17 protein-coding genes are annotated in these 26032 nt (G+C 63.5%); 8 read left to right on the forward strand and 9 right to left on the reverse strand.

The genetic code is table 11. From position 1 onward, the window contains the following. Nucleotides 1-169: 169 nt before the first annotated feature. The gene (locus tag AO356_RS21140) at nucleotides 170-1132 is read left to right on the forward strand and encodes an alpha/beta hydrolase (protein WP_060741395.1); all 963 of its coding nucleotides are present in this window, start codon (nucleotides 170-172) and stop codon (nucleotides 1130-1132) included. A 424-nt stretch (nucleotides 1133-1556) separates the two neighbouring features. On the opposite strand, the gene AO356_RS21145 is transcribed toward AO356_RS21140, so the two are convergent. The 5 genes from AO356_RS21145 to pvdM form a co-directional block, all read right to left on the reverse strand. Further along, the gene (locus AO356_RS21145) at nucleotides 1557-4007 is read right to left on the reverse strand and encodes a TonB-dependent siderophore receptor (RefSeq protein ID WP_060741396.1); all 2451 of its coding nucleotides are present in this window, start codon (nucleotides 4005-4007) and stop codon (nucleotides 1557-1559) included. Between the two features lie 104 nt (nucleotides 4008-4111). After that, nucleotides 4112-5761 carry a cyclic peptide export ABC transporter gene (locus AO356_RS21150; protein WP_060741397.1) on the reverse strand — a complete coding sequence of 550 codons (1650 nt, stop codon included), beginning with the start codon at nucleotides 5759-5761 and terminating at the stop codon, nucleotides 4112-4114. Nucleotides 5762-5987: 226 nt separating this feature from the next. Next, nucleotides 5988-6863, reverse strand: coding sequence for a formylglycine-generating enzyme family protein (locus AO356_RS21155; RefSeq protein ID WP_060741398.1), 876 nt, complete (start codon nucleotides 6861-6863; stop codon nucleotides 5988-5990). A 33-nt stretch (nucleotides 6864-6896) separates the two neighbouring features. Next, complete coding sequence (locus tag AO356_RS21160; protein ID WP_060741399.1) at nucleotides 6897-8177, reverse strand: aminotransferase class V-fold PLP-dependent enzyme; 1281 nt, start codon at nucleotides 8175-8177, stop codon at nucleotides 6897-6899. Beyond that, the gene (gene pvdM / locus AO356_RS21165) at nucleotides 8174-9544 is read right to left on the reverse strand and encodes a pyoverdine-tailoring dipeptidase-like protein PvdM (RefSeq protein ID WP_060741400.1); all 1371 of its coding nucleotides are present in this window, start codon (nucleotides 9542-9544) and stop codon (nucleotides 8174-8176) included. Before pvdM ends, AO356_RS21160 begins: the two co-directional genes overlap by 4 nt. A 474-nt stretch (nucleotides 9545-10018) precedes the next feature. Here pvdM and AO356_RS21175 point away from each other — a divergent pair, with 474 nt between their 5' ends. Next, nucleotides 10019-11635 carry a hypothetical protein gene (locus tag AO356_RS21175; protein WP_060741402.1) on the forward strand — a complete coding sequence of 539 codons (1617 nt, stop codon included), beginning with the start codon at nucleotides 10019-10021 and terminating at the stop codon, nucleotides 11633-11635. A 192-nt stretch (nucleotides 11636-11827) separates the two neighbouring features. Here AO356_RS21175 and AO356_RS21180 read toward each other — a convergent pair whose 3' ends face one another. The 4 genes from AO356_RS21180 to AO356_RS21195 all read right to left on the reverse strand — a co-directional run bounded on the left by AO356_RS21180 (nucleotide 11828) and on the right by AO356_RS21195 (nucleotide 17381). Next, nucleotides 11828-12154 carry a DUF6124 family protein gene (locus AO356_RS21180; RefSeq protein ID WP_060741403.1) on the reverse strand — a complete coding sequence of 109 codons (327 nt, stop codon included), beginning with the start codon at nucleotides 12152-12154 and terminating at the stop codon, nucleotides 11828-11830. A gap of 702 nt (nucleotides 12155-12856) precedes the next feature. Beyond that, nucleotides 12857-14251, reverse strand: coding sequence for an efflux transporter outer membrane subunit (locus AO356_RS21185; RefSeq protein ID WP_060741404.1), 1395 nt, complete (start codon nucleotides 14249-14251; stop codon nucleotides 12857-12859). Nucleotides 14252-14261: 10 nt separating this feature from the next. Beyond that, complete coding sequence (locus AO356_RS21190; protein WP_060741405.1) at nucleotides 14262-16232, reverse strand: MacB family efflux pump subunit; 1971 nt, start codon at nucleotides 16230-16232, stop codon at nucleotides 14262-14264. After that, complete coding sequence (locus tag AO356_RS21195) at nucleotides 16233-17381, reverse strand: efflux RND transporter periplasmic adaptor subunit (RefSeq protein WP_060741406.1); 1149 nt, start codon at nucleotides 17379-17381, stop codon at nucleotides 16233-16235. It abuts the gene before it with no gap. 473 nt (nucleotides 17382-17854) lie between these two features. On the opposite strand from AO356_RS21195, the gene AO356_RS21200 reads away from it, so the two are divergent. From AO356_RS21200 to AO356_RS21225, 6 genes are all read left to right on the forward strand, one after another. Beyond that, on the forward strand, nucleotides 17855-18337 hold the full coding sequence (locus tag AO356_RS21200; protein ID WP_060741407.1) for a sigma-70 family RNA polymerase sigma factor: 483 nt from the start codon (nucleotides 17855-17857) through the stop codon (nucleotides 18335-18337). Between the two features lie 146 nt (nucleotides 18338-18483). After that, entirely contained in the window at nucleotides 18484-19818 is a 1335-nt protein-coding gene (locus AO356_RS21205) for a lysine N(6)-hydroxylase/L-ornithine N(5)-oxygenase family protein (protein ID WP_060741408.1), read from the forward strand. Between the two features lie 308 nt (nucleotides 19819-20126). Then, nucleotides 20127-23333, forward strand: coding sequence for an ATP-binding protein (locus AO356_RS21210; protein ID WP_060743164.1), 3207 nt, complete (start codon nucleotides 20127-20129; stop codon nucleotides 23331-23333). A 333-nt stretch (nucleotides 23334-23666) separates the two neighbouring features. Then, the gene (locus AO356_RS21215; RefSeq protein ID WP_060741409.1) at nucleotides 23667-24101 is read left to right on the forward strand and encodes a hypothetical protein; all 435 of its coding nucleotides are present in this window, start codon (nucleotides 23667-23669) and stop codon (nucleotides 24099-24101) included. A gap of 114 nt (nucleotides 24102-24215) precedes the next feature. Next, nucleotides 24216-24830 carry a response regulator transcription factor gene (locus tag AO356_RS21220; RefSeq protein ID WP_060743165.1) on the forward strand — a complete coding sequence of 205 codons (615 nt, stop codon included), beginning with the start codon at nucleotides 24216-24218 and terminating at the stop codon, nucleotides 24828-24830. A 227-nt stretch (nucleotides 24831-25057) separates the two neighbouring features. Next, the gene (locus AO356_RS21225; RefSeq protein WP_060741410.1) at nucleotides 25058-25924 is read left to right on the forward strand and encodes a pirin family protein; all 867 of its coding nucleotides are present in this window, start codon (nucleotides 25058-25060) and stop codon (nucleotides 25922-25924) included. The last annotated feature ends 108 nt before the right edge of the window (nucleotides 25925-26032 follow it).

Here is a 26032-nt window from a genome sequence, read left to right on the forward strand (position 1 = left end):
GACGCTTGAGTCCCAAGCGCAGAGTCAAAAGATCGCAGCCTTCGGCAGCTCCTACAGAGCGCAATTCAGCGGGACGTATGGCGTTTCGCTAAACCCCCTCGCCACAGGGTTTTGCATGAGTCTGAGTGGCTCATCTTTTACCCATGGTTTTACATAAGGAACCCCTGCGATGTCCTTGCATCCGGAACTCAACGCCTTCCTCGACCTGGCCGAAGAAAGCCAGGCCGACGGCCCCGGGCCGTTTCACCTGTCGACGCCGGCCCAGGCCCGCGAGGCGTTCGAGCGCACCACCGGGCAATTGCGCTGGGACGCTCCGGCGGATGTGCAGTGCGCCGCTCACGCCGTCACCGCCCGTGACGGCGCGACGCTGGCGCTGCGTCTGTATCGTCCCGCCACGGCTGCGGCCCAGGCGCTGCCGGTGCTGGTGTATTTTCACGGCGGCGGCTATGTGGTCGGCAGCCTGGCATCCCACGACGGCGTCTGCCGCGAATTCTGCGCCCGGACACCGTGCGCGGTGTTGTCGGTGGGCTATCGTCTGGCCCCGGAACACACCTTCCCGACGCCGCTGAAAGACGGTGCCGACGCCCTCGACTGGCTGGCCCGGCAGGCTCGCGCCGAAGGCCTGGACATCAGCCGCGTGGCGTTCGGCGGGGACAGCGTCGGCGCGACACTGGCGACGGTGCTTGCGCTGCAAGCGGCCCTGGAACCAGCCTCCCTGGCGATCCAGCCGTGCTTTCAGTTGCTCTGTTACCCGGTGACCGATGCGTCCACCAGCAGCCCGTCCACCGAGCTGTTCGGCGAAGGGTATCTGCTGGAGAGCGAAACCCTCGAGTGGTTCTACCGGCACTACGCCAATGAACCCACCGATCGCCTGGACTGGCGCTTCTCGCCGTTGCTGGCGCCCGGTTACCCCGGCCTGGCCCCGGCCCTGATCGCCCTGGCCGGCCATGACCCGTTGCTCGACGAAGGCCGCGCCTACGCCCGGCGTTTGCAGGCGCAGGGGGTGAGCGTGGAACTGATCGAATACACCGGCCTGATCCACGACTACCTGCGCTTGCAGAGCGTGGTACCGGAGATTGACGAGGTGTACGCGCAATTGAGCCAAGCCTTGCGGACTGCACTCACCGCCTGAAACACCACAATCCCTTGTGGGAGCGAGCTTGCTCGCGATAGCGGAGTGTCAGCCAAGATTATTTTGCTGATCCACCGCTATCGCGAGCAAGCTCGCTCCCACAGTTGTTTTGGGGTGGTCTCAGGATTTGCACATGCCACTGCTCCCACAGTTGTTTGGGGTGGTCTCAGGATTTGCATATGCCACACATCCTCTGTGGGAGGGTTTCAGGATTGGCAGGCACAAAAAAACCGGGCCAGGCCTAATGCCGGTCAGTTAATCCCCAAACCCGTGGGAGCAAAGCTTGCTCGCGATTGGGGTGTGCCAGTCGACAATGTCATTGACTGGTCCGCCGCCATCGCGAGCAAGCTTTGCTCCCACAGGTTTTGAGTCGTTTGATCCTTAACTGACTGGCATTAGGGCCAGGCCCGGTTCTGGGTGTTGTTTAGAAGTCGTAGGTCACGTCCAGCGAGGCCACGCGTTCCTGGCCGTAGTAGCAGCCGAACGAGTAGTTGCAGTGGGACACGTACTCGCGGTCGAAGACGTTCTGCACGTTCAGGCTGGTGGTGACGCCACGCAGGCTCGAGGTGGCCTTGCCCATGTCATAGCTGATGGTGGTGTCGAACACGGTGAAGGCCGGTACGTCGAACGAGTTGGCCGCGTCGCCCGGCTTGCGGCCGGTGTGACGAGCGCCTGCGCCGAAGGTCAGGCCATTGAGGACGGCCTGGGTGAAGTGGTAGTCGACCCACAGCGTGGCGGAGAACGGTGCCTGTTGCTCGCTGCGGTTGCCCTCGTTGCCGTAGTTGTCCTTGGTGTAGAACGAGTCGAGGTAGGTGGCGGCGGCCATGACGTCGATGTTGTCGACGGTGGATTTGACTTCCAGTTCAACCCCCCGTGAACGCACCTGGCCCGACTGGATCGAGTTCTGCGGATCGGCGGGGTCGGCGGTGACCAGGTTCTTCTGTTTGATCTGGAATACCGAGGCGGTAATCATCGTCTTGTCGAACGGCTGGTACTTCACGCCCACTTCGTATTGTTCGCCTTCGGTCGGCTTGAACGACTCGCCAGCGGCGTCTGTGCCCACGGTCGGCAGGAAGGACTCGGAGTAGCTGATATAGGGCGCCAGGCCGAAATCGGTGACATAGGTCAGGCCAATCCGGCCGGTGAACTTGTTGTCACGCAGTGAGGAAACGGTGCCCGCCAGCAGGTCCTTGTTGTCCACTTCGGCCCAGTCCTGGCGGCCACCCACGGTCAGGATCCACTTGTCCAGCTTGATCTGGTCCTGCAGGTAGACGCCGGTCTGGCGAACGGTGTTGTCCCACTGGGTGTCCAGCGTTGGGGTTACGCTGCTGGTGTCGTAGTTGTTGTTATTGCCGTACAGGTCGATCGGCGCGACGTTGTAGGCGTTGTAACCATCGTACTTGCGGTTGAAATGCCGATAGTCCACGCCTGCCAGGGTGGTGTGTTCCAGGGCGCCGGTATTGAATTTGTATTCCACGTTGTTATCGACGGTGTACGCGGTGTTGTGCTGTTGCCAGTCAAGTTTTACCCGGTTGGCCTGGGTCTGGTCAGTGACGCCACCGGTGGTGACGAAGCTGCGCAGGTAGAAGCCCCGGTATTGGTCGCGCACATCGGTGTAACGCGCAGTGGAGCGGAATTTCAGGTCATCGGTGATGTTGTGGCTGAAGTCGTAGCCCAGGATGAACTGGTCACGCTTGTAGTCGTTCCACCGCGTGTCGCCGGAGAAGAAGTCCCGGTCGATCCGCTGGCCGTTGGGGCCGCGCTCCAGGGAACCGATCCGCGGCAGCGCCTGATAGTCCTCCAGGCCATCGTCGCGCTGGATCTGCGCCAGCACGGTCAGCGAGGTGTCGTCGTTGGGCGCCCAGGTCAGGCTCGGTGCCAGCAGCATGCGTTCGCTGTGGGTGTGATCGACCTGTTGGTTGCCTTTTTTCGCCACGCCGATGACGCGATAGCTGAATTCCTTCTGGTCGTCGATCGGGCCGCTGGTGTCGAACGCGCCGTTGACCCGGCTGTAGCTGCCCGCGCCCAGTTTGATCTGGCTGCGCTGTTCCGTGGTCGGGCGCTTGGAGACCATGTTGATCAGGCCGCCGGGCTGGTTCTGCCCGTACAGCACAGATGAGGGGCCCTTGAGCACTTCGATGCGCTCCAGGGTGTACGGGTCGATTTGCGGCGCGCCGCCGAGACTGCCGGCATAGGGCAGGTAGGCCCCGTCGAGGTACAGCGGCGTGGGCGAGAAACCCCGGCTGGTGATTTCGTCGGCGATGGCGTTGCGGTCGGTGAAGCCGCCGGTGTTCAGGCCCGGCGTGTAGCGCAAGGCCTGGGTCAGGTTGCGTGCGCCCTGGGTGGCGACCTGCTCGGCGGTGACCACGTTGATGGTCTGCGGGATCTCCAGGATCGGCGTGTCGGTCTTGGTGCCGGTGGCGCTGCGGGTGGCGACGTAGCCGTCCACCGGGCCGTAGGCGGTTTCCGCGGATTTACCGGTGATGGTCGTGGCGCCCAGTTCCAGCGAATTCCCCGCCGTCCTGGCGCGCACGCTGACCGTGTTGCCCTGGATGGTGAACATGACGCCGGTCCCCACCAGCATCTGCGACAACGCCTGAGCCGGCGACAACCGGCCGCTGACCGGTTGGCTGCGCAGGCCCTGGACATCATCGGCACTGTAGAGCACTTGCATGTTCGATTGATTGCTCAATGCCTGCAGGGCGCTCGCCAGCGACTGCGCCGGAATGTTGAGATCGACTTCCTGTGCCTGGACCTGTGCGCTGAACGGCATGGCCAAGGCCAGGCTGAATGCGCTGGCGCTGAAGCCTGGTTGCAGCAGGCGGCGCATGATCAGTGCCTTGGTAAAACGTGGAATCCCCGGAGTTGCTGGCATGTGTTTCACTCTTGCAGGTTTTAGTTTTAATAAGGGTGTAGTTGTCATCAATTCTTAATTAGGACGCACGACCCAGAAAAAACCAGAATGAGAATCGTGATTATTTACGCCGATTGCAGTTCGGTGACCACCCGGCCGGCTTCCATGCGCACCAATTGGTCGGCCACGTCGAAGTAACGGTCGTCATGGGAAATCACGATGATGGTCTTGCCCAGGCGCTTGAGGTCCGGCAGCAGCTCGGTGTAGAAAATCCGCCGGAAGGTCGGGTCCTGGTCGGCGGCCCATTCGTCGAACACCAGCACCGGGCGTTCTTCCAGCCACGCATTGACCAGTGCCAGGCGCTTGCGTTGGCCGGTGGACAGGTCGGTGGTGGTGAAGGCGCCGTCGCGCACGCTGACCTTGTGGGCGATCTCCAGGCGTTGCAGGTATTTATTGGCGTCCTCCGGGATATGGGTGTCGCCCTGGACGATGTCGTCGAACAGGTAGTAATCGGCAAAAATCGTCGTGAACAACTGGCGATAATCGTCGCGGGTCACGGCTGTCACGACGTGGTCGTTGAGGCGGATTTCTCCTTGCTGCGGTGCGTACAGGCCCAGCAGCAGCTTGATCAGCGTGGTTTTGCCACAGCCGTTTTCACCCACGATGAACACGATGTCGCCCTGGTCGATCTTCAGGTTCACCGGTCCCAGGCGGAACGGCGTGGCGCCTTCCACCGCCGGGAAGCTGTAGGCCACGTTGCTCAGCTCCAGGGTCTGCACCGGGGTTTTCGGCTGGCCCTGGTCGTTGAGCAGCAGGTGCGGTTCAGGGGATGAAAACTGCTCCGACAATTCGGCGATGCGGCGGAAGGCGATCTGCGCGCGGCTGACGATCGGCAGGGTGCCGATCAGGTGTTCCAGCGGGCCTTTCATGTACAGCAACACCAGCACGAAACCACTCATCACCGCCTTGTCGGCGCTCGGCCACAGCGATTGCAGGGCCAGGGCCAGGCCGATCACCACGAAGAACAGCATCGAGCCGAAGGTCTTGGCGATCACGAAAATGTTCACCGAGCGGATCTGCGTGTCGCAGATCTTGTCGGCGGTGTGTTCGATGCCCGAGACGAACATGCGTTGCCGCCGGGGGCGATGGATGCGCAGTTCCTTGGCGCCTTCGGCGATGGCGTTGTAGTGCTTCTGCAATTCGTCCTCGGAATCGCGCGCCTCCATGAAGCCCTTGATCCCACGACCGCGGGCGATGTACTGGACCACGGTGCCGATGACAATCGCTACGACCATCATCAGGAACATTGGCCACGACAGCATGGCCAGGTAACCCATGCAGCCGAGGGTGACGGTCAGGGAAATGGCCAGGGGGGCGAAGGCGAAGGCGAAATCGCTGATGGTGTCGACGTCGTGGGTCAGCACCGGGATCAGGCGATGGCTGCGGTAGCGTTCGATCTGCTGGATAGGCGCCGACAGGACTTTTTCCCCCAGCTCCTTGCGCAGCTTGGCAATGATCTTCTGGCCGACGTAGTTGGTGCCGATGTCGGAACAGATGGAACTGACCAGGGCCAGCAGGCACAACCCGGCGAACACGCCCACCACGGTGTGGCTCAGCCCGCCGTCGGCGTGCAGCACCTTGTTGATGGTCGCCAGCAGCACGGTCACGCTCAGGCCACCGACCATGCCCAGCAGGATGGCGCCGATGACAATCAGCCGGAAGGGTTTGAGCAGGGTGAACAATTCATTGATCACCCCGCGTTTTGGTTGGCTCATGGAGGTTTCCCTGCTAGATGAAAAGGGCGAAGGCCATCGCGGGGCATTCACCGCATGGGCTGGCGGACGCAGGCACGCTGGATTGGGTTGTGCCCATCTTTAGAACGATTGGAGGAGAAGGGAATTTATCCTGTGGGAGCAAGGCTTGCCCGCGATGAAGGCAATACGGTTTTCTGTGAAATCCAGGTGTCTGCATCGCGAGCAAGCTTTGCTCCCACAGAGGCGCCTACATATCCCGCGCCACCCGAAAACCGATCCAGTCCCCCCGATTGCCCGGCACCAACGCGTTGCGGTTGCCGGAGCGGGAGAACACCGGCGCCTCGCCCCAGTCGTTGCCGCGGATGCGTTTGAATTCGCACTTGCCAGTCAGCCAGGCGCTGCCGTCGCTCGGGGCGCCCACATAGTTTTCGTTGTAGCAATCGGCGGTCCATTCGTAGATGTTGCCGTGCATGTCGTACACGCCGAAGGCGTTGGGCGCGAAGCTGCCGGCCGGGGCGGTGAAGTTGTAGCCGTCGGCCGCGCCGTAGGTGTTGGCGTGCTGGGCGATGCTGTACTCCTTGCCTGCATCGAACGGGAAGGGGAACGGCCCGGTGCTGTCGCCGCGTGCCGCGTATTCGCGCAGGGACTCGCTGACCAGCCGGTATTGTTTGCCGGTTTTTTTCGACAGCCACGCCACATAGGCATTGGCCTCGTCGAAGTCCATGCACACCGCCGGGTGTCGGTCGGTGTATTGCTTGCGCGGGTCGCTGCCCTGGTAGTCCGGGATGCCGGCCTTGCACGCTCGACCGGGACGTTCATCGCCGTCGGGCATGGTGTAGCCGGTGTCGCGCAGGTAGGCGAACCATTCGCCCTTGAGCACCTGGAAGCGACTGATCGCCAGGGGCTTGGCAAACGTCACCGGGTGCAGCGGGCCTTCGTCGGGCTCGCGTCCCACTTCGTCGTCCGGGGTGCCCATCTGGAAGGTGCCGGTGGGCAGCACGACCATTTCCGGGCAATCCTTGCAGTCGCGAAAGACCTGGCCCGGTTGCGATGCCTGGGCGCCGGAGGGCAGCAGGGCGGCGAGGGTCAGTGCCGGGAGTAGCTTCAGCGAAAAACTGTTCATCCATCTCTCTCGATAAGGTCAAAAAGGTTCGGCTCAGAGCGTTTTGCCCAGCAACCCCATGAAGCGATCGATCTCGGCTTCGGTGTTGAGCAGCCCCGGCGCGGTGCGCACCACCGGTCCCGCATCGCGATGCACGGCGTCGGCGATCACGCGGTTCTTCATCAGGTAGGCGGCGACTTCGTCGCTGTCGCGGCCCTTGACCCGGAAGAAGGTGAAGCCAGCGGACAACTCCGGGCTCATGGGGGTGATCAGCTCGATCTGCGGCTGTGCCACCAGCTGTTTTTTCAGGTAGCTGTTGAGGGCGTGGATCCGCGCCTGCACCTCGGCCTTGCCCAGTTGCAGGTGCAGCTTGAACGCTTCGTCGGCGGCCCAGCGATGCTCGAAGGCGTGATAGCCCCCCGGGGTCATGACGGTGGAAAACGCCGTGGCTTCGGAAAAGGTCGGAATGATCGGCGTGACGTACTTGAGTTCTTCGCTGCGGCTGCACACCAAGCCGGTGCCCCGTGGGCCGAACATCCACTTGTGGGTGCCGGCAATGAAAAAGTCGCAATTCATGGCGGGGAAGCTGAGGTCTTCGACGCCGAAACCGTGCACGCCGTCCACCACATAGATGATCCGTTGTTCATCGCTGCGGCCTTGGTTGTGCTTGTCCACCAGGGCACCGATCTTGCCGATCGGCAGCTTCACGCCGCTGCCGGAGTGCACCCAGGTCATGCCCAGCACCCGGGTTTCGGGGCGGATGTTGCGGTCGATGGCCGTGAGGATCTGTTCATGGCTGGCGTCGTGGGCGTTGTCGAACAGCTTGATCTTGCGCACCCGGGTGCCGCTGCGTTGGGTGCGCAGGTCGAGAATGGTGTGGGTGGCGTAGTGTTCGTGGGCGGTGGTGAGGATTTCCTGGTCGGCCGCCACGTGGACGCCGCCATAGATGATCGACAGGCCTTCGGTGGTGCTGCCGGTGAGGGCGATTTGCTTGGGCGAAGCTTGCAGGTAGCGGCCGGCCCAGGTGCGAACGTTTTCCTCTCGCTCTTCGGTGACGCCCAGGTCCCAGTCCATCAATAGCCCCGGGTTTTTATCCAGGGCGGCGCGGTGCCGGTCGATGGCCTCGCGCACCGGGCGCGGGTGGGTGGTGACCAGGAAGTTGGAGAAGTGCAGGTAGTCCGGGTCCTGGTTGAACAGCGAGCGCAATTGCGCCCATTTGTTCTTGGGCAGCGGTGCCAGTGGATCGGTGCTGGCCGTGGCGGGCAGGCTGGCGGCCAGGGGCAGGCCGGCGGCGAGGATCCCGGCCTGCTTCAGGAAGGTGCGACGTTCATTCATGGTTGGGCCGCCTTCTGGGTCGAGGCGATGGCGGGGCGGGCGGCTTTCTGCACCTGACCCCAGACCCGCAGGAAATTGCCGCCCCACAGTTTGGCGATGTCGGCTTCCGAGTAGCCGCGGGTCAGCAGCTCGGCGGTGACGTTGCGGATGTCGCCGACGTTCTCCCAGCCTTTCACGCCGCCGCCTTCGTTGAAGTCCGAGCTGATGCCGACGTGGTCGATGCCGATCTTGCGCACGGTGTAGTCGATGGCGTCCCCCAGGTCCTTGAGGCTGGCCTTGGGTTCTTCTTCGAGGATGCCGTAGAGCTGGCCGGCGTATTCGCCGAACTTCTGTTCCGGCCAGGCGGCGATGATCGGGTCGCCGGGCATCAGCGCCATCGCCAGGTTGGGCAGTGGCGGCAGGTCGAAGCGTTCGCGCAGGGCGTTGAGTCTGTCCTGGGTCTTTTGCGTCAGCGGGCGCAGGTACTGGGAGAAACCGACGATCTGCACCACGCCGCCGCTGGCCTTGATCAGTTGCATTTCCTTGTCGCTGAGGTTGCGCGGTATGTCCACCATCGCCCGAGGTGCCGAATGAGAGGCCACCAGCGGCGTGCGACTCAGTTGCGCGACTTGTTCCAGGGCCAGGGTCGACATCTGCGACACGTCGATGATCACGCCCAGGTCGTTCAGGCGTGTCACCGCTTGCTTGCCGATGTCCGACAGGCCGCCCAGGGCATCGGGCGAGTCGTTGAAGAACGGCAGCGGGCGGGAGGAGTCGGCCCAGTCGTTGTTGCCGATGTAGCTGAAGCCGAACATGCGCATGCCCCGCGCCGTCCACAGGTCCAGCAGGCTCAGGTCATGGCCCAGGGGGTAGGCGTTGAGCATGCTGATGAAAATCGCGAATTTGCCTTCGCCGTGCAGGCGGCGGAAATCATCCGGGGTGTAGGCGATGGCGACTTGGTTGGGAAAGTCCCGGACCAGGCCGGTGATGATCTTGTAGCGCACTTCCTGCTGGTTGCGCGCTTCCTCGACAAAACCGGCGGTGGGCTTGTGCGGCGCGTTGGGCCCGTTCCACAACTCCGGCCAGCCGAACACCGTCAGGGCCGCGCCGGACAGATGGCCGCGGTTGGCTTTCACCAGGTCGAACTGGCCGCTGCCGTCCTTGTCGGCTTCATTGCCGGCGGTGCCGAAATCCAGCGGCACGGTGATGTGGCTGTCGAAGGACAGCAGGCGTTCGTGCAGTTCCCTGGCCTCTTTCATCACTTTGACCGGGTAGCCGGGGTTGTCCCGCCACCAATGGTCCCAGGCCGCGACGCCCGCACCGACGGCCAACGCCAGGGCCAGGGGCAGGCCGATGAAAAGAGCCTTTTTCGAACGAGGTGTTGTCATTGCCGATCTCAGTCAGGTTCGCCTTGGAAGGACAGGCGCGGGGCCTTTGCTATCTGGGAAGAACGAGTGATCGGGCGGGAAATTTAGGTGCTCTCGGGGCCGCCATCGCGAGCAAGCTCGCTCCCACAATTTGGAATGCGTTCACCTGTGGGAGCGAGCTTGCTCGCGAAGGCGGCCTTAAACCCAACCTGCCTTTTGGGAATGTACTCAAACCCATTGTGGGAGCGAGCCTGCTCGCGAAGGCGGCCTTGAAACCAACCTGACTTTTGGGAATGTACTCAAATCCATTGTGGGAGCGAGCCTGCTCGCGAAGGCGGCCTTGAAACCAACCTGATTTTTGGGAATGTATTCAAATCCATTGTGGGAGCGAGCTTGCTCGCGATGAGGCCCACACAGTCTCCCTATAAATTTGTCAGCCCACCCATCGTTCTAGCTTGGATAAAGCCCGCTCCAGGGCTGGACACAGGTAAGGCAATGACGATTTCTCGACGATGGTTCATGGCAGGCCTGGCGCTGACCGGTGCCGCCGTGCCTGCGGTGTATTACGGGCATCGCGAACTGACCCGGCCGGACCCGACCATTACCCCCGGCGAGGCCTCGTTCGACGTGGCGGACGTGGCGGGCCAGCGCCGGGCCGATACGTTGCGGGGCATCTGGACGATCCGTTTCACCGGCCGCGATGCCGGTCTCGAAGGCTTGCCGCAGGACGATCTGCAGATCTTCCTCGATATCGGCCAGAGGGGCCGTGGCCTGGTGGGGTACCTCGACAGCGCCGAACGTTTGCGCGGTGCCGATGAGCCGCGTTATCGGGTGTTGGGCGACCTGGCCGGAACCGACCCGAAGCAACTGAGCTGGCGGTTGATGGGGGCTCGGCACGACGCGCCGGACTATGAATTCATCATGACCCTGGACGAAGTCTGGGCCGGTTTCGGCAATGCCGGCAGCGCCACGCTCAGCGGCCGGGTGTTGCGCCTGGACCGTCCCTTGGCGTTGCTTGAACAGGACAATCACTTCATCGCCGTCAAGCAGCGCTTTCCCGAGGCGCGGGAGCGCACGCCGCTGAGCCCGGCGCTGCTGGCCTGGCTGGTGTCGCCCGAGCATCGGCTGTTCCACCAGCTCTGGCATGCGTCGCGGGACAAATGGCACACCCTGGACGAAGACAAGCGCAACGCCCTGCGCGGCATCGGCTGGCAGCCCGGTCCACGGGACCGGGAGCGTGATGCCCGCGGGCCGCGCAAGGATCGCAATGGCTCGGGCGTGGACTTCTTTTTCATGCACCGGCACATGCTCGGCACCGCCCGATCGTTCCAGGCACTGCCGTCGTGGCCGCGCTTTCCCTTGCCGCAACCGGAGCTGGAACGCGATCGCCTTGGGTTCGCCCGCTACCTCGATAACCACGATGGCACGTCCTTGCCGCCGACCTGGCTGGCCGATGGCGACGAGCAGTACGCCCAGTGGGTCAGCGACATCAAGACCGCCGAGACCTACCACAGCAATTTCCAGGTCTGGGAATCGCGCTACCGCGACCCGCGCTACCTGTCGAAACTGACCCTGGGCCAGTTTGGTTCGGAAGTGGAACTGGGCCTGCACGACTGGCTGCACATGCGCTGGGCCTCGGTGCCGCGTGACCCGTCCAACGGCCACCCGGTGCCGTTCGCCCGTGACCCGGCGGACTTCGCCCAGCGCTGGTACGCCCCGGAGAATGACTTTCTCGGCGATCCGTTTTCTTCCCACGTGAGCCCGGTGTTCTGGGCCTTCCACGGCTGGATCGACGACCGCCTCGAAGACTGGTTCCGCGCCCACGAGCGTTTCCACCCGGGGGAAGTGAGCCGGCTCGAGGTCAACGGTGTGCCCTGGTTCGCCCCGGGCCGCTGGGTCGAAATCGCCGACCCTTGGCTGGGCCCGGACACCCACGGTTGCAGCACCACGCCGGGGCTGCAGGTCGGGCGCTCGGTGGAGATGGACCCGGAAACCATGAAACTGGCCTTGCGCATCACCTTCGGCAGCGATGACAAAAAGCTCTCCGAACTGTTCCGCCGCGTGCCGCAACGGCCGTGGTATGCGCGCAATCTCAAGAGCAAGCCGGTGTAAATCCCGCCATCCCCAAAAGCTGAAGTGAACGCCGTTGTGGCGAGGGAGCTTGCTCCCGCTGGGCTGCGAAGCAGCCCCCAAACCAGCCCCCTCAAAAACACCTGATCCACCGAGGTGCCGGTCATTGGGGCTGCTGCGCAGCCCAGCGGGAGCAAGCTCCCTCGCCACAGGTATCACTTGGCTTGAGTGCGTTTAGCGCGGTGCGGCGATGTCCAGGGCGCGGTTTGCCAGCAGTTCTGCCAACTCGATCATTTGCTGGATGCCCAGCGCAAAATGGCGCCGCGAGCCTTCCAGTTCAAAGGCCTGCTCACTTGCCATGACGTTGACCGAAGCGAGGGTTTCGCTGAGGTTGGCCAGCAGGCATTCCATGTCCGCGCCTTCTGCCACGGTGAACAACTGGCCCGGTGGTGGGTTGGGTTTTTCGGGTTTGGGGTCGAGGTAAAAGGCGAGGGCGCGGTCGGCGGCTTCGTCGATTTTTTTGGAATCGTCTGCGGGGGGATTGGGGGTGATCTTGAACATGGCGTAACTCCTAGTATTCATTTTCAGGAGCCGACACCATCGCTACCAAACGATTGGGTGGCGGCCGTACGCGGGTTGGTAGACCGGAGCACTAGGAACCCGGCGCGCCCGAAGACGCCCTGCGCACGGCCACCATGAAACAGACACCGAGAGAGCGTCTGTAGGAGGTGGCGCTTGCGCCTAGTTGACTCGCGGGCTACCAAACCCGATCGCTGAAATCAGCGACCCGGAAACAGTAAAAGCCACGAGCCAGGCGCACAAGCCGGCGGATTCTGGCGCAGTTGTAGGTAACGGCGCAAGGCGATGTAGCCTCGCTCGGGAGTCCTACATGGCCGGATAAACAGAACCAAAGCCGAACACCCTTTGTCGGAACGGGAATTATCTGTGGCGAGGGAGCTTGCTCCCGCTGGGCTGCGAAGCGGCCCCAAACCAGCCCCCTCAAAACCTCTGTCCCACCGAGGTGCCGGCCATTGGGGCTGCTGCGCAGCCCAGCGGGAGCAAGCTCCCTCGCCACAGGTATCACTCAGCTCGACCATCTGCTGGATCCCCAGGGCAAAACTGTGGGAGCAAGGCTTGCCCGCGATGCAGGCACCTCGGTCCCCGGAAACCGTGTCGCCTTGATCGCGGGCAAGTCTTGCTCCCACAGGGGATGAGTTTCCCTCTCCTTCATCTGTCACATGGCTGAAGGTGTGTGTTCGAGGCCTACATCACCCGCCAACCCCCACCCAACGCCTTGTACAACGCCATGCTCGCCTGTACCCGCGCCAGCCTTAACTGCACGTTCATGTCCTGCGCGGCGTACAGCGTGCGCTGTGTTTCCAGTACGGTGAGCAGGTCTTCGGCGCCGGCCTGGTAGCGGCGCTGGGCGATGTCGAAGGCGGTCTGGGCCTGGTGCAGTTCTTCGCTTTGCCATTGCCGTTGCTGGTCCAGGCCATGGATGCCGTTGAGGGCTTTTTCGACGTCGGCGAAGCCGTTGATGATGGCGGCGCGATAGAGCTCCAGCAGTTCTTCCTGGCGGGCGGTGGCTTTGTCCCGTTCGGCACTCAGGCGGCCGTTGTTGAAGATCGGCGCGGCCAGGCCGGCGGTGAGGTTGTAGACGTTGTTGCGCAGCAACTGGTCGGCGATGTCGGCGCCGGTGGCGAGGCTCAGGCCCAGGGTCGCGGTGGGCAGCATGGCGGCGCGGGCCACGGTGATGTCGGCCTGGGCGGCAGCGAGGCGCGCTTCGGCGGCGGCGATGTCCGGGCGGCGGCGCAGCAGTTCGCTGGGCACGCCGGCGTCGATGGCGGGCCAGTGCAGGCGGTCGAAACGGTCGTCGTCGAGCTTGATCGACTGCACCGGCTGCCCCAGCAGTGTCGCCAGGGTGATCACGGCCTCCCGGGCCTGTTGCTGCACTTGGGGCACGCGGCGTTGCTGGGCCGCCACCAGGCTTTTTTGCTGGGACAGTTCCAGGGCCGTGGCGCTACCGGCGTCGTAGCGGGTCTGGACCAGGTCGAGTACGCGCTGGGCGTTGTCCAGGTTCTGTTCGGCGATGCGTTGTTGCTCGCGCAGGGACAACGCCTGGGTGTAGCTGTTGGCGACGCCGCTGAGCAGGGTCAACTCCACGGTCGCCCGGTCGAACTGGCTGGCCGACAGCGTGCTCAGCGCACTGTCCCGGGCCGCCCGCTTGCCACCCCAGAAGTCCAGCTCATAGGTGGCGCTGAGGTTGGCGTCGTAGTAGTCGATGGTGCGGTTGTCCCGGTCGACGTCCAGTTGGCTGTAGCCTTTGCCGCGCAACAATTCCTGGCGATTGCCGTTGAGCCCGGCCGTGACCGCTGGCAGCAACGGCGCCCCGGCGATCACCGCGCTGGCCTGGGCCTGGCGCACCCGGGCCATGGCGGCGGCCAGGTCGTGGCTGTCCCGGCGCGCCTGTTCGATCAAGCGGTTCAATGGCGGGCTGCCGAAGTGTGTCCACCATTGCTGGTTATCCGCTTGGGCGCTGGGCGTATCGAGGTGTTGCCAGGCTGATGGCGGTTGGATGCCGCTGTCCGGTGCCGACGCAGGGGTGGCGCAGGCCGCCAGCAACAGACTGGTGGCCAGGAGGGTCAGGTGCGCTTTCATAGGGTGGGGTTCATTCACTGGTGAGGGCCGCGACCGGGTCGAGGCGGGCGGCCTTGCGGGCGGGCATGAAGCCGAAGACGACGCCGGTGACCAGGGCGCAGCCAAAGGCGCCGAACACCGCCAGCCATTCGAAGGCCACGGCGATCTTGCCCAGCAATAAGGCACCGCCCACCAGCAGGGCCAGGCCGATACCGGCGAGCCCGCCGACCACCGAGAGCATCACCGCTTCGGTGAGGAACTGGCGCAGGATGTCGCGTTGCCGGGCGCCGGTGGCCATGCGGATACCGATCTCGCGAGTCCGTTCGCGTACGGTCATGAGCATGATGTTCATCACGCCGATGCCGCCCACCAACAGCGAAATCGCCGCAATGGCCCCGAGCATCAGCGACAGCGTGCCCTGGGTGCGGGCCTCGGCCTGGATCATCGCGGCGTTGTTGGTCAGCTCGAAATCCTGCTTGCCGTCGTGCAGGCGCAACAAGGTGCGGGAGACCGCCTGTTCGGCCTCCTTGACCTTGCCCGCGTCCCGGGCGGCGATCACCACGTATTCGGGATGGCGCGTGCCGAACAACCGCACGCTGGCGGCGGAGTAGGGCACGGCGATGCGATTGTCGGCGTCCGAATCCCCGGAGCTGGCGCCTTTTTCCGCCAGTACGCCGACCACCTGGAACGGCATGTTCTCGATCAGGATGTAGCGGCCGATGGGGTCGGCGACGTCCTTGAGCAGTTTCTGCCGGACCTTGTGGCCGATCACCGCCACCGCTGCGGCGCCGCGTTCGTCGGCGTCGCTGAAGTAACTGCCCTCGGCCACCGGCCAATTGAAGATGGCCGGGAAATTCGTGTCGTTGCCGCCAACGTAGCTGGTGTGGTCGAGGTTGCCGAAACGCACGCTGGCTTCGGCACCGTTGACCGGCATGATGCGCTGCACTTCGGGCAGGTCGGCGAGGGCGGCCAGGTCGTATTCGCTGATGATGCCCTTGGCAGCTCGGGGCGTGGGCGCGCTGCCGTTGAGGTAGATGATGTTCGAGCCGAACGCGCCCATCTGGGCCATGACCTGGCGCTTGCTGCCTTCGCCCACGGCCAGCATCACCACCACCGAGGCCACGCCGATGACAATGCCGAGCAGGGTCAGGGCGGTGCGAAAGCGATTGATCCACATCACCCGCCATGCCGCCTGTACCGCGTCCACCAGCTCACCTTTCCAGGCGCCGTTGTGTTCGCTGCCGGCGCTCAGGCGTTGGCGCAAATCCACGGCTTGCAGGGCCTTGGGATTGGCGTGCACTTCGTGTGACAAAGAGGGGGCGCTGTCGCTGATGATCAGCCCATCGCGGATCTCGATGATGCGCTTGGCCCGGGCCGCCACTTCGCGGTCGTGGGTGATCAGGATCACCACGTGGCCCTGGCTCGCCAGTTCGTCGAGCAACGCCATGACCTCGATGCCGCTCTGGCTGTCGAGGGCGCCGGTGGGTTCGTCGGCGAGGATGATGTGGCCGCCGTTCATCAAGGCCCGGGCAATGGACACCCGCTGCTGCTGGCCACCGGAGAGTTGATGGGGACGGTTGCCGGTGCGGCTGGCCAGGCCGAGGCGGTCGAGCAGGGCACTGGCCCGGGCGTGGCGCTCGGCGGCGGAGGTGCCGGCATAGATGGCCGGCATCTCGACGTTTTCCTGGGCGGTGCCGGAAGGAATCAGGTGATAGCCCTGGAACACGAAGCCGAATGCTTCGCGCCGCAGCCAGGCCAGCTCGTCACTGCCCAGGCCGGCGACGTCTTCGCCGGCGAAACGGTACTCACCGCTGGTGGGGCGGTCCAGGCAGCCGAGGATGTTCATCAGGGTGGATTTACCGGAGCCGGACGCCCCGACAATCGCCAGGAACTCCCCGGCGTGAATGGATAAATCGATGCCGCGCAGCACCTCCACCCGAGGGCTGTCGCCACCGCCGTAGGCCTTGCGAATGTCCCGCAGTTCGATCAGGGGCGTGCTCATTCAGCCTCCGCTACCGCTGGCGGGGCCGATCAGCACCCGGTCGCCTTCGCTCAGGCCGTCGACAATCTGCGTGCGCAGCCGATCGCTGACGCCGGTGCGAACAGTGCGCGGCTGGACGTCGCCATTGTCGGCCAGCACCCGCACCTGGTCGGCGTCCTGCAGGGCGGCGATGGGCACGGTCAGCACGTCCTTGGCTTGGGCGGCGACGAAAAACACCTGGGCGGTCATGTCGGTCATCAGCGCGCGGTCGGCGTTGTCGACGTCGAGCAACACGGTGTAGAGCACCACCCGCTCACTGCCGCTGCGGCCTCCGGTGGGGCTGCCGCCCTGGCTGGCCTCCAGCGGGCGTGGCGGTACGGGGAGGATCTGGCGAACGGTGCTGCTCCAGCGACGGCTGCCGCCGGCCAGGGTGGTGAAGTAGGCGGTCATGCCCGGCTTGACGTGGCCGATGTCGGCTTCCGAGACCTCGGCCCAGACCGTCATCGGCGACAGCCGGGCGATGCGCAGGATCAGTGGGGTTTGCTGCTGGGCGTTGAGGGTCTGGCCTTCCCGGGCACCGACGGCGACCACGGTGCCGCTCATCGGCGCATAGATGCGCGTGTAGCCCAGCTCGGCCTCGTCGCTGCGCAGGCTGGCCTGGGCCTGGCGGATCTGGGCCTGGAACATGTCGATGCGCGCCTGGGTCGCCCGCACTTCGGCCTGGGCGGTCTGCACGTCTTCCTCGCGGGTGGCGCCGCCGGCCTTGAGTTGCTGCTGGCGGCGGAATTTCTGCTGCGCCAGGTCGTGCTGGGCACGCTGCTCCTGAAGCTGGGCCTTGAGGTTCTCGATCGAAAAACGCCCGGCGTCGAGCCTGGCTTTTTGCGTGGACGGGTCGATTTCCACCAGCAGCTGGCCTTCGCGTACCTCGTCGCCGGCCTCCACGTGAATCTTCTGGATCTGCCCGGACGCCTGGGCGCCGACGTCGACATAACGCCGCGGTTGCAAGGTGCCCAGGGCGGTGACGCTGTTTTCGATATCGCCACGGGTGACGGGCGCGGTGACCAGGGGCGCGCGGCTGGGCACGACCGCTTGCCACGCGGCGAAGGCCACGGCCGGAAGCAGGGCGAAGGTGAGAAGCCAGGCGCGTCGGGTAGGGCGGGGACGTTTCATGCAGGGTTCCGGCCGGTGATATCGGGCCCGTCCCAGGAAGGGCAGGGACGGGGGGCTGTTCTGGTAAACGAGCGCTTTGGACGGGAATTTACTGGCTTGAAACACTTGGTAGCAGGTTGGCGAATCAGCCGAAGCGACCCCGAACCCTGTGGCGAGGGAGCTTGCTCCCGCTGGGCTGTGTAGGAGCTGGCGAAGCCTGCGATCTTTTGATCTTTCGCTTGAGACTCAAGTGTCTGGGGAAAGATCGCAGCCTCGCTCCGCTCGTCAGCTCCTACAGGCCCAGCTCGCCACAAAAGCCAGGGGCCGACACCTCGTCAACTGAACGAATCAACCCCGATACAAACCAACGCTTTAAATCTATATGAGAATTACTATAAATTACGCGATCGAAGCTGCCATTATCGTGCCATGCCCTTTTCAGGCATGCCGAAGTGGCACAGGGATAGCTGGCGCAGCCATTGCGCACGGGAGTCATGTTGGAAAACTACTATCGCGAGCTGGTGTGTTTCCTGAACGCCAGGCTAGGCAACCGCCAGGCGGCCGAGGATGTGGTGCATGACGCCTATGTGCGGGTGCTGGAGCGTGCCAGCGACACGCCCATCGAACAGCCTCGGGCGTTCCTCTACCGCACGGCGCTGAACCTGGTGATCGACGGGCATCGACGCAACGTCCTGCGCCAGGTCGAATCCCTGGATGTGCTGGACAACGAAGAGCGCTTCTTCACGCCATCGCCCCACACCAGTCTCGACCATGGCCAGCGCCTGGACATGCTGCAGCGCGCCCTGGCCGAGCTGTCGCCGCTGTGCCGCGAGAGTTTCCTGCTGCGCAAGCTCGAAGGCCTGTCCCACCCGCAAATCGCCGAGCGCCTGGGCATTTCCCGGGCACTGGTGGAAAAGCACATCGTCAACGCCATGAAGCACTGCCGCGTTCGCGTGCGTCAGTGGGACGCGCCCTGATTCGAGCGTCGCCGGTCACCCGGCGGTAAATTTTTTTTCACTGTCCTCGTTCCTCTCAACAGACGACTTGCCGGCGCCTTCAGTGCCGGTCAGGTTCCCCAGGCTTTTCGTGCCCTGTTGAGGGGCTTTTCCAGAGGACACTGGACATGACACAGGCAATTGCATCGCCCATCGTTCACGACTTGATCGGCATTGGCTTCGGCCCTTCGAACCTGGCGCTGGCCATCGCGCTGCAGGAGCGGGGGCCGGTCCAGGGTGAACTGGACGTGCTGTTCCTCGACAAGCAGGCCGACTACCGCTGGCACGGCAACACCCTGGTGACCCAGAGCGAGTTGCAGATTTCCTTCCTCAAGGACCTGGTGACCCTGCGCAACCCCACCAGCCCGTATTCGTTCGTCAATTACCTCAAGCACCATGGCCGCCTGGTGGACTTCATCAACCTCGGCACCTTCTACCCGTGCCGCATGGAGTTCAATGACTATCTGCGCTGGGTGGCCGGGCACTTCAGCGCACAAAGCCGCTATGGCGAGGAAGTGTTGCGCATCGAACCGGTGCTGCACAACCAGCAGGTCGAGGCGCTGCGGGTGATTTCCCGCGACGGCCAGGGCGAAGAGCTGGTCCGCACCACCCGCTCGCTGGTGGTCAGCGCCGGCGGTACCGCACGCATTCCCGACGCGTTCAAGGCGTTCAAGGATGACGCGCGGGTGTTCCACCATTCCCAGTACCTGGAGCGCATGGCGGGTCAGCCGTGCGTGAAGGGCCAGCCGATGAAGATCGCCATCATCGGCGGTGGGCAGAGCGCGGCCGAGGCCTTCATCGACCTCAACGACAGCTTCCCTTCGGTACAGGTCGACATGATCCTGCGCGGCTCGGCCCTCAAGCCGGCGGACGACAGCCCGTTCGTCAACGAAGTGTTCTCGCCGGAGTTCACCGACCTGGTGTTCCAGCAACCCCACAGCGAGCGCGAGCGCCTGGTCAACGAGTACCACAACACCAACTATTCGGTGGTGGACATCGACCTGATCGAGCGTATCTACGGGATTTTCTATCGCCAGAAAGTTTCTGGCATCGCCCGTCATGCATTCCGCACCCTCACCACGGTGGAGAAGGCCACGGCCACCGCCGCCGGCGTGGAACTGGCGGTGCGCAACAACGCCACCGGCGAGCTGACGGTACGCCGTTATGACGCCGTGGTGCTGGCCACCGGTTACGAGCGGCAGATGCACCGCACCCTGCTGGAGCCGCTGGCGCAGTACCTGGGGGATTTCGAGGTGGATCGCAACTACAAGCTGATTACCGACGAGCGCTGCAAGGCGGCGATCTACATGCAGGGCTTCTGCCAGGCCAGCCATGGCCTGAGCGATACGCTGCTGTCGATCCTGCCGGTGCGTGCCGATGAGATTGCCGGCTCGCTCTATGAGCATGGGAACAATCGCGGACAGGCTCGTCCAGTACGCGACATGCTGTTGGCCGCTGTATAGGCCCTGTAGGAGCGAGTCACCCCCTGTGGGAGCGAGCTTGCTCGCGATGGCGTCAGTTCAGCCAATATTGAAGTGGCTGACACTACGCCTTCGCGAGCAAGCTCGCTCCCACAGGCCATAGGTCCTCTCTCTGGTCACTCGCAGGAAATTCTTCAGAAACTTCCTACACTCATGTCATGCGTCTGTTGGACAGGCGCATCGACGGTTCGCTGTTCCCTCGTATTGGCAGTCTGAACCCCCAACCGGTCACCCTGACTGAGGTCGGTGGTGCGCCGGGCCGACCACGCCAAGCGAAACACCCTGACCAGATGATGCTGCTTTTACGCACAGGCCTGGTGGCGCTGCTGCTGGGCTCATTGAGCGTGGCGCTACCGGTAGGCGCGACCCCTGAGTCGTTGCAGGTGCTCGGGCGCTCCAATGTGGATGATTATGTGGTGTCCCTGGACGCTGCCGACTGGGCCTGGCTGCGCCAGAAGGGCACGTTGCTGCTGGGGGCCTCGGCGCCGGACTATGCGCCTTTCAGCATCACCGGCAATGGTCGCGACTATGAAGGCCTGACGGCCGACTATGCGCAATTGCTGGGGCAACTCTTGCACGTCACGGTGCAGGTCCAGCGCTATCCGTCCCACGCCGAAGCGCTCCAGGCCCTGCGCGGTGGTGAGATCGACCTGCTCGGCACCGCCAACGGCTTCGAAGCCGCCGATCCAGACCTGGCGATGTCCCAGGCCTATGCCGATGACCTGCCGACCCTCGTGGCCCGCATCGACGACAGCCAGGACTTGCCCCCGGACCTGGCGGGCAAGCGGGTGGCCATGCTGTATCACTATTTGCCGTCAGAGACGGTCAAGGGGTTTTATCCCGAGGCTTCGTTGCAACTGTTCCCCTCGACCTTGAGTGCCATCGGCGCCGTGGCGTTTGGTCAGGCCGACGTCTACCTGGGGGATTCGATCAGTTCCAACTACCTGATCAGCAAGAATTACCTGAACAATGTGCAACTGGCCGATTTCTCGCGGATGGAAGTGCAGCCGTTCGCCTTTGCGGTCAGTCGCGACAACGAGCGCGTGTTGCGCATCGTCAATGCCGCGCTGCACGCCATTCCCGCCAGCGAACGCATGGTCATCCTGCGGCGTTGGAGCGCTGGCGGGGCGAGCATGCCCGGTCAGCAGGCGCTGCATTTCAGCGTCAACGAACAGCGTTGGCTGGACGCCCACCCGCGCATCAAAGTCGCCGCCAATGAAAACTTCCTGCCGCTGACGTTCTTCGACGAGCAAGGCCATCTGCGCGGGATCGGCGCGGATGTGCTGGCGCGGATCAGCTTGCGCACCGGTTTGAAATTCGATGTGCAGCGGGGCGATTCGGTTGACGATTTGATCGGGCAGATCAAGAGCGGCAAGGCCGACGTCCTGGCAACCGCCATCCCCAGCGCCGAACTCGAGGACGAGTTGCGCTTTACCCGACCGTACCTGACGAACCCGTTCGTGTTGGTGGTGCCGGTCAGGGCCAAGGCGCTGACCTTGGACCAGATGGCGGGCAAGCGCGTGGCGCTGGTGCGTGGCAACGTGCTGCGCGAGTTCCTGCTGGAGCAGTTCCCCCGCGTGCAGTTGGTGGCGGCGCAGAATGCGGCCGACGCCATGGCCATGGTCGCCGCCGGCACGGCAGATGCTGCGATCAACCCGCTGATCAGCGCACGCTACATGATTTCCCGCCAGTACCGCGACACGCTGCAAGTCACCAGCACCGTGGGCACCTTGCCCGCGCACATCGCCCTGGCGACGAACCGGGGCGCATTGGAGCTTTACTCGATCCTGGACAAGGCGCTGTTGAGTATTTCCCCGGAAGAAATGGACGAGCTGACCAACCGCTGGCGCAGTGAGGTGGTGATCGACGACAGTTATTGGCTGCGCAACCGCACCACGATCCTCCAGGGGTTCGCCGTTGCTGCGCTGCTGTTGCTGGTGGCCTTGGGCTGGGGCATCTATCTGCGACGGCTGTTGGAACAGCTGCGCGTGGCCAAGGAAAGCGCCGACGAGGCTAATCGGGCCAAGACCACCTTCGTGGCGACCATGAGCCATGAGATCCGCACGCCGATGAATGCGGTGATCGGCCTGCTGGAGCTGGCCCTGAAAAAAGCCGACCAGGGCATCGTCGACCGATTCGCCATCGAAGTCGCGTCGGGTGCGGCCCATGGCATGCTGGACCTGATCGGCGACATCCTCGACATCGCCCGCATCGAGTCGGGCAAGTTGTCGCTGGCGCCGCAACGGGCCAATCTGCACACGTTGATCGAGTCGGTGGCGCGGATTTTCGAGGGCCTGGCCTGGCAGAAACACCTGCGCTTGCATTGGGTGCTGGATGCCGGGATCGACCGCGACGTGTTGATTGATCCATTGCGTTTCAAGCAGATCGTCTCGAACCTGTTGAGCAACGCCATCAAGTTCACCGACCAGGGTGAAGTGCGCCTGAGTGTGCGCGGCGAGCCGGTCCCTGGGCACGAACGCCTGGGTCTTTGCCTGCGGGTGGAGGACACCGGTTGCGGTATTTCCCCCGAGGATCAGCGCCGCCTGTTCAGCCCCTTTGCCCAGGCCGGCCAGCACCCGCAGTCGGCTCGCAGCGGTTCCGGGTTGGGGTTGGTCATCAGCCGGACGTTGTGCGAAATGATGGGCGGCACCCTGGTGTTGCATAGCGTGCCGGGGGAGGGCACGCAGGTCGAGGTTCTGCTGGACCTGCCCTTGCTCGATGCACTGCCGGCGACGCCTGCCGAGGTCGAGGCGCTGCTGCCGGTCCCGGCGCTGAGTATCCTGGTGGTCGACGACTACCCGGCCAACCGCTTGCTGCTGTCCCAGCAATTGGGCTACCTGGGCCATCGTGTCCGGGAGGCGCAGAACGGTGTCGAGGGTCTGCAGGCTTGGCGCAGCGAACACTTCGATGTGGTCATCACCGACTGCAACATGCCCTTGATGAGCGGCTACGAACTGGCCCGTACCATTCGCGCCGAAGAGCGCGATCGTAGCCTGTCGCCGGTGGTGATCCTGGGGTTCACCGCCAACGCCCAGCCCGAGGAAAAGCAGCGCTGCGCCGAAGCCGGGATGGACGATTGCCTGTTCAAGCCCATCGGCCTCAAGGCACTCAATGCGTGCCTGGCTTCGGTCATGCCGGATGCGCGGGCGCCCCAGTCCGGCGATGGCCTCGACTTGACCGGGCTGGAGCAACTGACCGGTGGCGACACCAGTGCGATCAGGGCGTTGCTGGAGGAACTGGTCAGCAGCAATGCCGCAGATCAAGCGCGACTGCTGGACTTGTCTACCCGACTGGACTTGCCGGGCCTGGCGGACCTGGCGCACCGGATCAAGGGCGGGGCGCGGATCATCCAGGCGCAACGCCTGATCGCCGCCTGCGAGGCGCTGGAAAGCGCTTGTCGAGGGAACGACACGGTGCTGCTCGCCGAGGCCGTGGAAGACCTTCGCCAAGCCATCGAGCACCTGGCGGAACGACTGAAAACCCACCTGGAGGAATAGGCGCTATAGGAGCTGTATGAATTGTATGAACCGTAGGAGCTGACGAGTGCAACGAGGCTGCGATCTTTCCAAAGACCCTTGAATCCCAAGCGAAAGATCAAAAGATCGCAGGCTTCGCCAGCTCCTACAATCCCAAGCGAACGATCAAAGATCGCAGGCTTCGCCAGCGCCTGCAAAGCGCCGAGCGGGATAAATTCCCTCGCCATAGGGGCTGTGTCTGTCCTTATTTTAGGATTAGTCCTACATCGCCCTTCAAACGCTTCCTCTAGCCTGAGCGCCCTGAATGTTCTTGAGCCGGTGCCTACCTGGCGCGTTGCTATTGGAAAGCTTGCCATGCCGAACAAAGCACTTCGTATCCTGATTGCCGACCCACAACAGACCTATCGAATCGTGCTGGAGCGTCTGTTCAACCAACAGGGCTACCACCGGATTGTCCCCGTGAGCCATTTGCAGGAACTGCTCACGCTGGTGGAGTACGGCAGCGAGCCGTTCGACCTGATTGTCGTCAACGGGGCGTTGGCGGACGGGGCGTTGGACCTGCACGATTTTGTGATCTACAACCCGCAGATTCGTCACGGGATGATCTACAACGCGCAACCGGCCAGTCAGTCGCCGGTGCCTGTGGCGCGTCGATCGAACGTGCATCTGAGCCAGGCGCCACTGCCTGATCTCGCGTCACTGCGACGCCTGATGGAACGGGTCGATCCTCCTATCCATGAGCCGTTGCAACCGTGGGTTCGCCCCCTCAGGCAGGGTCATGGACGCTGAACCAGACCGTTGGTCCGCACTGTCAGGTTTGACAGGTGGCAGGGCCTGGCACTTGTGCAAGAGTCCGGTGCGGTCATGGCACCGGTGCCGTTTGTATTGTTTTGGGGAGCTGCCTTGAAAGACGTGTTGATCGTGGATGACCACCCTGTCATTAGAGGGGCGCTGCGGCTCATTTGCCAGAATGAGGCGTTCACCCACATCCGGGACGCCAGCGGCGCGGCCGATGCCCGGGGCATCATCAAGGAGAGTGCGCCAGACCTGGTGATCCTGGATTTGGTGATGAACGGCTTCGATGGCCTGGACCTGCTGGTCTGGATCATGGCCCAGTTTCCTGAATGCAGCGTGCTGGTGTTCACGTCCCAGGATGCGCAGCACTTCTGCAACCGCTGCATCTCGGCTGGGGCCCGGGGTTTTGTGACCAAGAAAAGCGACCTCAAGGAACTGACCAAGGCCATCCAGGCGTTGAAGTCCGGTTATGCCTATTTCCCCCAGATGCCCGTCAGGCTGGATTTCCAGCAACGCAGCGAACAGCAAGCCCTGGAAAGCCTCTCCACCCGCGAACTGTCCATCTTGCGCATGCTGGCCATGGGCATGCGTGGCAAGGACATCGCTGAAAGCCTGTTCCTGAGTCCAAAAACCGTCAGCACCTACAAGAGCCGTCTGTTGGAAAAGCTGGGGCTGCAATCCTTGGTGGGGTTGTCGGAGTTTGCCAAGCGCAATCACCTTTGAATGAGTGACACCCAACCCTGTGGGAGCGAGCTTGCTCGCGATGGCGTTGGCACATCCAACACTTATGCAAGCTTGAACCACGGCTATCGCGAGCAAGCTCGCTCCCACAGGTTCTTGATCGTTCTCCAAATGGAACGCTAAGGCCGGTTTTTGCCGTCTAGTGCTTCAAGGGTGTGGGTTTTAAGCTGTGTCCATCAAATCGCAGTACCTGATTTTGGAGACACAGCATGAAAAACATCATTGGCCTCTACACCAGCCCGCGGCCTCATTGGGTCGGCGACGGGTTCCAGGTGCGCACGCTGTTTTCCTACGACAACCTGGGCAAGCACATCAGCCCGTTCCTGCTACTGGACCACGCCGCCCCCACCGAATTCACGCCGACCAGCGAGCGTCGCGGCGTCGGCCAGCACCCCCATCGTGGGTTCGAAACCGTGACCATCGTCTACCAGGGCGAACTGGAACACCGTGACTCCACCGGCAGCGGCGGCAAGATCGGTCCCGGCGATGTGCAATGGATGACCGCCGCTTCCGGCATCATCCACGAAGAGTTCCACTCCGAAGCGTTTGCCCGCCAGGGCGGGTTCATGGAAATGGTCCAACTGTGGGTCAACCTGCCCGCCAAGGACAAGATGGCCCCGGCCGGCTACCAGACGCTCCTCAAGGGCGACATTCCGAACATCGCCCTGAAGGACGACGCCGGCAGCCTGCGCCTGATCGCCGGAAGTTTCGAAGGGCATCAAGGCCCGGCACGGACCTTCACCCCCATCGACGTTTGGGACATCCGCTTGAATGCCGGGAAAACCCTCACCCTTGACCTGCACGAAGGCCACAACACCGCCTTGGTGGTGCTGCGGGGCTCGGTCCAGGCCAATGGCCGCGAACGGGTCGAGGCCGGGCAGATGGCCCTGTTCGACCGGGCCGGCGACCAATTGAGCCTGCAAGCCAATAACGACGCGGTGGTGTTGCTGCTCAGTGGCGAGCCGATCGACGAACCCATCGTGGGCCATGGTCCGTTCGTGATGAACAGCGAACAGGAAATCCACCAGGCCTTCAATGATTTCCACTCCGGGCGCTTTGGCCGGATGGACGATTGAACGCGAAACCGACAGTCGCGCAGCACCTACACCCACTGTGGGAGCGAGCTTGCTCGCGATAGCGGTCTGATAGTCAATGCCCCCTTGACTGACACACCGCTATCGCGA

The organism is Pseudomonas fluorescens (assembly GCF_001307275.1).
In the GTDB taxonomy this organism is placed as follows: Bacteria; Pseudomonadota; Gammaproteobacteria; order Pseudomonadales; family Pseudomonadaceae; genus Aquipseudomonas; species Aquipseudomonas fluorescens_AA.

Coding starts and splice junctions, on each gene's coding strand:
- AO356_RS21140 (WP_060741395.1), top strand. CDS start 170: ATGTCCTTGCATCCGGAACTCAACGCCTTCCTCGACCTGGCCGAAGAA.
- AO356_RS21145 (WP_060741396.1), bottom strand. CDS start 4,007: ATGCCAGCAACTCCGGGGATTCCACGTTTTACCAAGGCACTGATCATG.
- AO356_RS21150 (WP_060741397.1), bottom strand. CDS start 5,761: ATGAGCCAACCAAAACGCGGGGTGATCAATGAATTGTTCACCCTGCTC.
- AO356_RS21155 (WP_060741398.1), bottom strand. CDS start 6,863: ATGAACAGTTTTTCGCTGAAGCTACTCCCGGCACTGACCCTCGCCGCC.
- AO356_RS21160 (WP_060741399.1), bottom strand. CDS start 8,177: ATGAATGAACGTCGCACCTTCCTGAAGCAGGCCGGGATCCTCGCCGCC.
- pvdM (WP_060741400.1), bottom strand. CDS start 9,544: ATGACAACACCTCGTTCGAAAAAGGCTCTTTTCATCGGCCTGCCCCTG.
- AO356_RS21175 (WP_060741402.1), top strand. CDS start 10,019: ATGACGATTTCTCGACGATGGTTCATGGCAGGCCTGGCGCTGACCGGT.
- AO356_RS21180 (WP_060741403.1), bottom strand. CDS start 12,154: ATGTTCAAGATCACCCCCAATCCCCCCGCAGACGATTCCAAAAAAATC.
- AO356_RS21185 (WP_060741404.1), bottom strand. CDS start 14,251: ATGAAAGCGCACCTGACCCTCCTGGCCACCAGTCTGTTGCTGGCGGCC.
- AO356_RS21190 (WP_060741405.1), bottom strand. CDS start 16,232: ATGAGCACGCCCCTGATCGAACTGCGGGACATTCGCAAGGCCTACGGC.
- AO356_RS21195 (WP_060741406.1), bottom strand. CDS start 17,381: ATGAAACGTCCCCGCCCTACCCGACGCGCCTGGCTTCTCACCTTCGCC.
- AO356_RS21200 (WP_060741407.1), top strand. CDS start 17,855: ATGTTGGAAAACTACTATCGCGAGCTGGTGTGTTTCCTGAACGCCAGG.
- AO356_RS21205 (WP_060741408.1), top strand. CDS start 18,484: ATGACACAGGCAATTGCATCGCCCATCGTTCACGACTTGATCGGCATT.
- AO356_RS21210 (WP_060743164.1), top strand. CDS start 20,127: ATGATGCTGCTTTTACGCACAGGCCTGGTGGCGCTGCTGCTGGGCTCA.
- AO356_RS21215 (WP_060741409.1), top strand. CDS start 23,667: ATGCCGAACAAAGCACTTCGTATCCTGATTGCCGACCCACAACAGACC.
- AO356_RS21225 (WP_060741410.1), top strand. CDS start 25,058: ATGAAAAACATCATTGGCCTCTACACCAGCCCGCGGCCTCATTGGGTC.